This is a genomic window from Streptosporangium heterodermiicola (assembly GCF_051390675.1).
GTDB lineage: Bacteria > Actinomycetota > Actinomycetes > Streptosporangiales > Streptosporangiaceae > Streptosporangium.
In genome coordinates this window covers 23,087-30,758 of record NZ_JBPJSR010000045.1, presented here as the reverse complement: position 1 = coordinate 30,758, position 7,672 = coordinate 23,087, and the positions used below count along the sequence as shown (strand labels likewise).

Sequence of the window (7,672 nt, the reverse complement as noted above, 5' to 3'; positions counted from 1 at the left end):
GGCAAACGGACGGCCTTGGTAGTCCGAGACCGTTTCGTGATGTTTAGGCACTCCTGATGCCGGTGTGGTCTACGGGGAAAGAGTGGATCATTTCCCCAGATAGGCATGTCCTTGGGACGAGATCGGCGTTTTTCCGGTAACCGGATGATAACGATGAGTTGCGACGCTTATGTGACGCGGATCACATCAGATCGATGGCACCGATTTCGGCTCAAGCACGTCTAACGCGACGATTCGCGGCGCGAGACACCGCCGTATCCGCTCTCCCCGCCCCCGGAAACGGGTGCGGGACGCGGCGCCGTGCGCCGGGTCCCGCTGTGATCCAGAGACGGAAGGCCCTTCCCGGGGCCCGTGGACTACTTGTAGAGCTCGCCGTTCGGGCCGACGATCCTGCCCGACCACACGCCGGCGGCCTTGCGGTAGATGTCGGCGGTCTCGCCGTCGAAGTACGGCGAGGTGATCAGGTCGTAGCGGTCGTTCTGGTCCTGGTCGCCGAAGAGGCTGGTCACGCCGTTGACGTAGCCGAGCCGCCTGGAGCTGCTGTACTGCGAGATCCACGGGCCGCCGTCGGCGCCCGGGGTGAAGGCGCCCTTGAGGCCGACGTGCTCCTCGACCTTCTCGGCCGCCGAGACGTACTCCTTGCCCGACGTCTTGCCGTACACGTACTTGGGCGTCACGCCGCTGTAGGGCCTGTCGCCGTCGGGGTGCGGGGCCGAGGGGTAACCGAAGACGTAGACGGTCTTGCCGGTCTTCTGGTTCCAGGTGAAGCCCTGACCGCCGACGTTGTCGCCCAGGCGGCCGACATCCTTGGAGAGCAGGATGTAGTAGTGCGAGCCACGTGACCACTTCGGCCCGGTGAACCCGTTGTACTCGCTCTTGGTGACCTGCTTGACCCCGTTGAAGGCGACGCCGTTGTAGACCGTGACGAAGGCGTAGTCCTTGTCGTAGTCCTCGAAGTTGGCGAAGTCGTAGTGCGTCCACGCCGACTTGCCGACGTAGATGCCCCACGGGGTCTTGCCCTGGTAGTAGCCGGGGACGAAGACCCACTTGTCGAGGGTGTCGCTGTTGCTGCCCGGGTCGTAGACGCAGTGCCCGGCCGTGGCGACCAGGTTGCGGTACTTGCCCTGGATCGAGGTGGCCGAGCACCAGCGGTACTGGCCGTTCACGACGAAGAAGACCTTGCCGATGGTCTTGGGCAGGTTGACGTTCTTGACGCGGCCGGACGGGGCCTTCCCCGAGCCGGTCGGGCCGACGGTGCCGGGCCTGCCGTCGGGGGAGAAGCCGCCGCCGACCTTCATCTTCGGGCCGCCGGGGTCGGGGTTGTAGACGGTGGCCTTCTTCAGGGCGGCGAAGTTCGAGGCGGCCCAGAAGTCGACGACCGAGACCGCGGAGGAGTTGTTCTTGGCCAGGGGGTCCGTCGCCCAGTCGGGGGCGGCCTGGGCCGTTCCGGTCAGGCCGGTGGCGAGCAGGGCGGTGGCTGCTGCGGCGCCACCGAGGGGGAGAAGAAAGTGCTTCATGAACAAGAGCTCCTTGCGCTGCAACGTTCCCGGAGGTCCGGGAACTGCGGGACGACAAGCTACGAACCTATGCAGAGAGCGAGGGAGCAAACCCCGCATAAGGGTCTCTTAAGGTTCCCTTAAGGCGGCGTTATGATCGGGGCGCCTGCTGGGTCGCGGCCCAGTGATAGACGGCGTAGGTCGACGCGATGAAGTACGGGGAGGAGATCCTGTCGTACTTGCGGTCGGCGTTGACGTCCCAGGCGAAGCTGTTGACGCCGTTGAGATAGCCGACGGCGTTCTTGCCGTCGTAGAAGATCAGCCAGGGGCCGCCGCTCGCGCCGTTGGTGAACGTGCAGGCCAGGGCGACGCCCTGCTCGACCAGGCGGGTGGGGGCCTTCACCTTGATGGTGAGCCCGCGGCACGACTTCAGCTGCTGCCCGTTGTAGGGCCTGCTGCCGTCGGGGTGCGGGCCGGCGGGGTAGCCGAAGGCGAGGGAGGCCAGGCCGGCGCCGCGGTTGGTCGCCAGGCCCTGCCCGCCGACGTTGTCCTCCAGGCTTCCGACGCTCTCCATCTCGTAGCTGCCGGACGTCTTGCCGGCCTTCCACCTGAAGCCGTCGTGCACGGTGACGAACGCGTAGTCGTAGTCGTAGTCACCCCTGCCGACGAAGTCCTCGTGCAGGTTGAGCGAGTGGCCGATGTAGATGCCGTACGGGGTGTCGCCCTTGTCGTAGCCGGGGATGAAGATCCAGTACTCGGCCTGGCTGCCCGTCTTGGCGTCGTAGGCGCAGTGTCCGGCCGTGGCGACCAGGTTGCGGTTGGTCGCGGCCACGGAGGAGGCCGAACACCAGTAGTCCTTGGCGCCGATCCGGAAGAACACCTTGCCCACGGTCACCGGCGAGCTGCCGGAGGCCGGGGCCCGCTTCTTCGGCAGGGTCGGCTTGACGACCGGCGCGGAGCCTCTCGGCGCGGTGGATCCCTTCCCGCCGGTGGTCGTGCCGGTCTCCGCGGTCACGGCCGTCGCGGTGGCGGACTCCCCGCCGGCGGACGCCGCGGCGGCCGTGGCGCTCCCGGCCGTCGCGCCTCCCGGGGTGGCCGCCGAGGTGGGCGACGCAGACGCGGGGGGGCCGTCGTTCTTCATCCCGGGCGAGGCGGGCACGTTGTCCATCGCCTGCTTGAGCCTCGCCGGGCTCCAGTACTCCGCGATCCGCCTCATGTCGGCGCTGCTCTTGGTCAGGGTGATCGAGGTGATCCCGTTGGGCACCCCGTCCAGCGGGGTGGCCGCGGCGCTCCCGGCGAACGCGGACGTCATGGTCACACAGGCGGCGACCAGCCCGCCGAGTGCGGCCGTGATCCGCCGGGCGCGGGAGGACATGGGGTTCCTTTCGGGGGATCCTGAAGTTCGGGGAGCTACCGGAGGCGCTTCGGAGGGCTATCAGAGGCGCAAGGGACGATTTTTCCAGATCAACTTAGTTTTGGGCAGTTCGTTGGACCGATCCGCTCATACTCTGTTATCTGGTCAGTGTGGCTGAAGGTGTATAAGCACCCCGTGAAGGCCGGAAAGGGCCCGGTGCGCACCGGGCCCTTCCGCGTTCACGAGGCCCGTGTCTAGGCGGGGAGCTTCCCGGTCCAGAGGTTGGCGGCGTGCTTGTATATGCCGTACGTGTCACCGTTGAAGTACGGCGTGGTGACGCGGTCGTAGCGCTTGTTGCCGTCGCTGTCGACCGTCAGGCTCACGACACCGTTGAGGTAGCCGGTCCGCGTGCTGTTCTTGTACTGCAGCAGGAAGGGACCGCCACTGGCACCCGGGGTGAAGGCGCACTTGATCGCCTGGTGCTCCTCGGCCTTGTAGGCCGACACGACGGGCGCGGCGCCGGTCGTGCCGTAGCACCACTTCTGGGTGTGACCGGAGTACGGCTTGTCGCCGTCGAGGTGGGCCGAGGTCGGGTAGCCGAACGTGAAGACCTTCTTGCCCAGCTTCTGGTTCCAGCTGAAGCCCTGGCCGCCGACGTTGTCGCCGAGGCGGCCGGCGTCGGCCACCGTCGAGATGTAGTGGCGGTAGATCACGTACTTCACGGACGCGGTCTTCTTGATGTACTTCACCACGAAGTAGTACGTGATGGTGTAGTTGCCCTTGGCGTCGATCTTCCGGTAGCCGAGGCCCTTGTAGGCGTCGTACTCGGACTTGGTGACGTTCTCGACGCGGGTCTCGAGCTTGGAACCGGCCTTGGGCCAGTCGGCCTGCGGCAGTGTCTGGCCCTTGAGCGTGACCTTGTCGTCCTTCAGGCCGTAGACCTCACCGGTGGCCTTCTCCCAGGTCTCCTTGTCGGTCTCGGCCGCGACGGCGAGGGCGCCCTTGTACTGCGGGCCGGCCTCGTCCTCGGAGGAGACGTTCTCGACCTTGCCCAGGCCGCCCTTCTGGGTCCACTTGTCGTAGGTCGCGAAGTCGACCGTGCTGGCGGCCTCGCGACCGACCCCGCCCTTGTCGACGTGCGCCCTGAAGGTCTTGTAGTCGACCTCCTTCTCGGCCTGCTGCTTGATGCCGTTGTAGACGTTGACGAAGGCGTAGTCGTAGTCGTAGTCCTCGTAGACCGTGAAGTCGTCGTGGGTGTTGACCTTGGCGCCGACGTAGATGCCCCAGGGAGCCTTGCCCTGGTAGTAGCCGGGGATGAACACGAAGTTGCCGAACGGCTTGTTCGTGTCGGTGTCGTAGACACAGTGGCCGGCGGTGGCGACCAGGTTGCGGTACTTCGACTGCACGGAGGTGCCGGAGCACCAACGCTCCTTGCCCTTGTCGTCGACGAAGAAGACCTTGCCGACGGTGATCGGGAGGTTCACGTTCCGCGACTTGCCCGCGGTCTTGCCGCCCTCACCGGTCGGGGCGACCACGCCGGGCTTGCCGTCGGCGGCGGCCCTGGCGGCACCGGTCTTGTTCAGCTTGGCGGAAACGGTGGAGTCGGAGAGGTAGGTCGTCGCCGACTTCAGCTTCGAGGCGGTCCAGTAGCCCGCGATGGCCTTCGCGTTACCGGAGGGGGTGAGCGCCGACGACTTGATGTCGGGGTCGGCCGTGCTCGCCTGGGCGGTGGCGGGGAGGGAGGCGCCGATCATCGTGGCGGCGGCGAGAGCGCCACCGAGAGGGAGGACGAGGCGCTTGGCTCGGGAGTTCAATGGAGCTCCTTCTTTGTCATGGGTCACTCGGGACGCAACCCACGCATGCGTAAAGAGACAAGAGGTGACCGTACTCGGCAAAGATGGGTTAAAAAGCTATAAATCGGGCAAGCGGTCGGACCGTTATATTTTTGTTACTAAATCCGTGGAACCGAGAATCCTCGGAGCCCGTCTGATCTACCTGAACTTGATCGAGAAGTCCCGCGCGGGTCATGTGACCGTATGAACTGCGGAAACACCGAGGCTTCTCGGTGTCCCGCGAGAGCGACGGGGGGCAGGCTGAGCCGGCATCCGTGTCACACGTCATCTCGGGGGATCTCATGCGGCGTCTTCTCTGTCTGGCCGTTGTCGGCCTCTTCCAGCTCTCAGGTCTCTCAGGTACGGCCGTGGCGTCCGCGACGCCGCCTCGCGACCCCGGTCCCGGTTGGCAGGAGACGAGGCCTTACCCCCGCTCCGGTGACTCGGGGCCGCAGGTGGCGAGGCCGCTCCCGCTCCAGCCGGGCGAGCCCGCCCACGTCATGCCCCGGCCGGCCGAACCGTTTCCCAACGTCAGGCCCCCGCGCAACGCCAGGGCGCTCGTGCTGAGCCTCGCGCGGGGGGACAAGCCCCTGCCCGTGGCGGGCCACGCCCTGCTGCTGTGCGACCGGCCCGGCGGCACCCACCCCGACGCGGTCCGTGCCTGCGAGGCGCTGACCGAGGTGCGGGGCGATCCCGCCAGGCTCAGGCCGAGGACGGGCGTGGCGTGCACGCTGCAGTACGACCCGGTCACGGTGACCGCCAGCGGGATCTGGAACAGCCGTTTCATCCGGTTCGAACGCACCTACGGCAGCCCCTGCGCGCTGCGGGCCGCCACCGGAGGGGTCTTCGCCCTTGGAGGCGACCCTCGTCGGGCGGGGGCCGAATGGAACGCGCCCGGCGCGGTGGAGACCCTTCCCGGACCGCCGCTCCAAACGTTCCCCGGAACGATCCGGCGACCTGGTTCGTAGCCGCCGTACCCTCCGGGAGCGGCCGGGTTCGCGGCCGTCGCGCCTTCCGGAAGCGGTCAGGTTCGTGGCCGTCGCGTCTTCCGTGGGCGGTCAGGTTCGTGGGCGCCCTTTTCAACCTTTTCAAGTCTTTTCGAGCCTTTTTGAGGCAGGGCCCGGTCCTGGGACCGGGCCCTGCGCGTTGACGCTCGTTGACGCTCGTTCACCCCGGCCGGCCGAATGGCCTTACGGTCAGCCGGTCGTACGGGTCAGCTGGTCCAGCGGTTGGCCGCGGCCTTGTAGACCTTGTAGGTGTCGCTGTTGAAGTACGGCGAGGAGATCTTGTCGTACCGGTCGTTCTTGTCGGTGTCCCAGGCGATGCTGTTGACGCCGACCAGGTAGCCGGTCCGGCTGGAGCTCTTGTACTTGTAGATCCAGGGGCCGCCGCTCGCGCCCGCGGTGAAGGCGCACTTGAAGCCGACGTGCTCCTGGACGTTGTACTTCGGCGCGGCCGGCATGGCGCCGGTCGTGCCGTAGCACCACTTCATCGTGCGGCCGGAGTAGGGCTTGTCACCGTCGGGGTGCAGACCGGCCGGGTAGCCGAAGGAGAAGACCGCGTTCTTGACCTTCTGGTTCCAGGCGAAGCCCTGGCCGCCGACGTTGTCGCCGAGACGGCCGACGGTCTTGATGACCGGCTTCCACTTGTTGTCCTTGTCCTTCTCCCAGTTCACCTTGAACCCGGAGTGGACGTTGACGAAGGCGTAGTCGTAGTCGTAGTCCTCCTTCACGACGAAGTCGTCGTGCGCGTTGAACCACTTGGCCGCGTAGATGCCGTAGGGGTTCTTGCCGTCCCACGCCTGGTTGCCGTCCCAGTAGGACGGGATGAAGATCCAGTTGTCGTAGAACTGGTTGGTCTTCACGTCGTAGACGCAGTGCGCGGAGGTGGCGACCACGTTGCGGTACTTGCCCTGGATCGAACTGCCGGAGCAGTACTTCCAGCTCTTCGGGTCCGCCGGGTTGGCGCCGGGCAGGGTGAAGAAGACGCGCCCGACGGTGTTGGGCAGGTTCACCTGCTTGCTCTTGGAGGACTTGGCGCCCTCCGCGCCGATCGGCGGGACCGACCCGCCGGGGCCGTCGGGGCCCGCCGCCTTGGAGGCCTTGCCGCCCTTGACGCTCAGGTCGAGGTCGCCGGTGGCGTCGGTGGCCTTGCGCATCCGCTCGGGCGACCAGAAGGAGGTGGCCTGGTTGGCCGTCTCCGAGGCCTGGGAACTGACCACGTCCTTAGGGGCCGTACCGGCGTTGGCACCGGTGGTGGCGCCGATCACTCCGGCGATCATGAGAACGCCGGTGAGGGGGATCGTGAGGCGCCGTGCTCGGGAATTCATGAAGCTCCTTTCGTTCTCAGCGCGGAGACGGGACTTCTCCTCGCCGGGAAAACGATCGGAACGTTACTGACTGGATCGAGCGGCAGGCAGGAATTGACGGGAAAAAGTCTGAGATGGTTCCATCCGATGCTGTCTTGTTATTTAAATAGCCATTTGTTATAGCTTAACGAATAAGCATTTCCGCAGCTCATCGTGGTTGCCGGGTGATCGCAGGGGAACCGCCGTCATCACCGGTCACAGTGATTGCCGAAGGTTTCTCGGGCAACTCCGCCCCCTTTGGGACGCTGGACACGGTGACGCTCCCAATGCCGCACCCCGGTGTCCTGCGGTCGTTTTCCGGTGACGTCGTCACGGGTGATCGCGAGGGCGAGACGAATACCGGAACATCGGTCCCGGGAAAGGGATGCCGCACCACGGATCCCGCTACGTGACCTCCGGAACACGGACACCGAAACGCCACAGGGCACCGGAGCGAGGGTCCCGTGCCCCGGGCGTCGGGCGCGTCGGGTGTCGGGCGCCGGCCGCCGGGGTTCAGGACACGGGCGCCGGGCCTCCAAGATACGGACGCCGGGCCTCGCGTCACGGGCGCCGCGGTGTGACGGTGGACCCTCCCCGGTGCCGCCTCCCCGGTGCCGTCCCCTCGGTGTCCTCTCCTCGGTGT

General features: G+C 66.6%; 5 protein-coding genes. 1 reads left to right on the top strand and 4 read right to left on the bottom strand.

The window, feature by feature from the left end:
* Positions 1–356 precede the first annotated feature (356 nt).
* The 3 genes from ACSC1Q_RS41885 to ACSC1Q_RS41875 all read right to left on the bottom strand — a co-directional run bounded on the left by ACSC1Q_RS41885 (position 357) and on the right by ACSC1Q_RS41875 (position 4,664).
* On the bottom strand, positions 357–1,517 hold the full coding sequence (locus ACSC1Q_RS41885) for a trypsin-like serine peptidase (protein ID WP_436764312.1): 1,161 nt from the start codon (positions 1,515–1,517) through the stop codon (positions 357–359).
* Between the two features lie 130 nt (positions 1,518–1,647).
* On the bottom strand, positions 1,648–2,871 hold the full coding sequence (locus tag ACSC1Q_RS41880) for a trypsin-like serine peptidase (protein WP_436764311.1): 1,224 nt from the start codon (positions 2,869–2,871) through the stop codon (positions 1,648–1,650).
* 233 nt (positions 2,872–3,104) lie between these two features.
* Positions 3,105–4,664 carry a trypsin-like serine peptidase gene (locus ACSC1Q_RS41875; RefSeq protein ID WP_436764310.1) on the bottom strand — a complete coding sequence of 520 codons (1,560 nt, stop codon included), beginning with the start codon at positions 4,662–4,664 and terminating at the stop codon, positions 3,105–3,107.
* Positions 4,665–5,137: 473 nt separating this feature from the next.
* Here ACSC1Q_RS41875 and ACSC1Q_RS41870 point away from each other — a divergent pair, with 473 nt between their 5' ends.
* Complete coding sequence (locus ACSC1Q_RS41870) at positions 5,138–5,650, top strand: SSI family serine proteinase inhibitor (protein ID WP_436764309.1); 513 nt, start codon at positions 5,138–5,140, stop codon at positions 5,648–5,650.
* 245 nt (positions 5,651–5,895) lie between these two features.
* Here the strand turns inward: ACSC1Q_RS41870 and ACSC1Q_RS41865 are convergent, their stop codons facing one another.
* Positions 5,896–7,011: a trypsin-like serine peptidase gene (locus ACSC1Q_RS41865; protein WP_436764308.1), complete on the bottom strand. Its 1,116-nt coding sequence runs from the start codon at positions 7,009–7,011 to the stop codon at positions 5,896–5,898.
* Between the last annotated feature and the right edge of the window lie 661 nt (positions 7,012–7,672).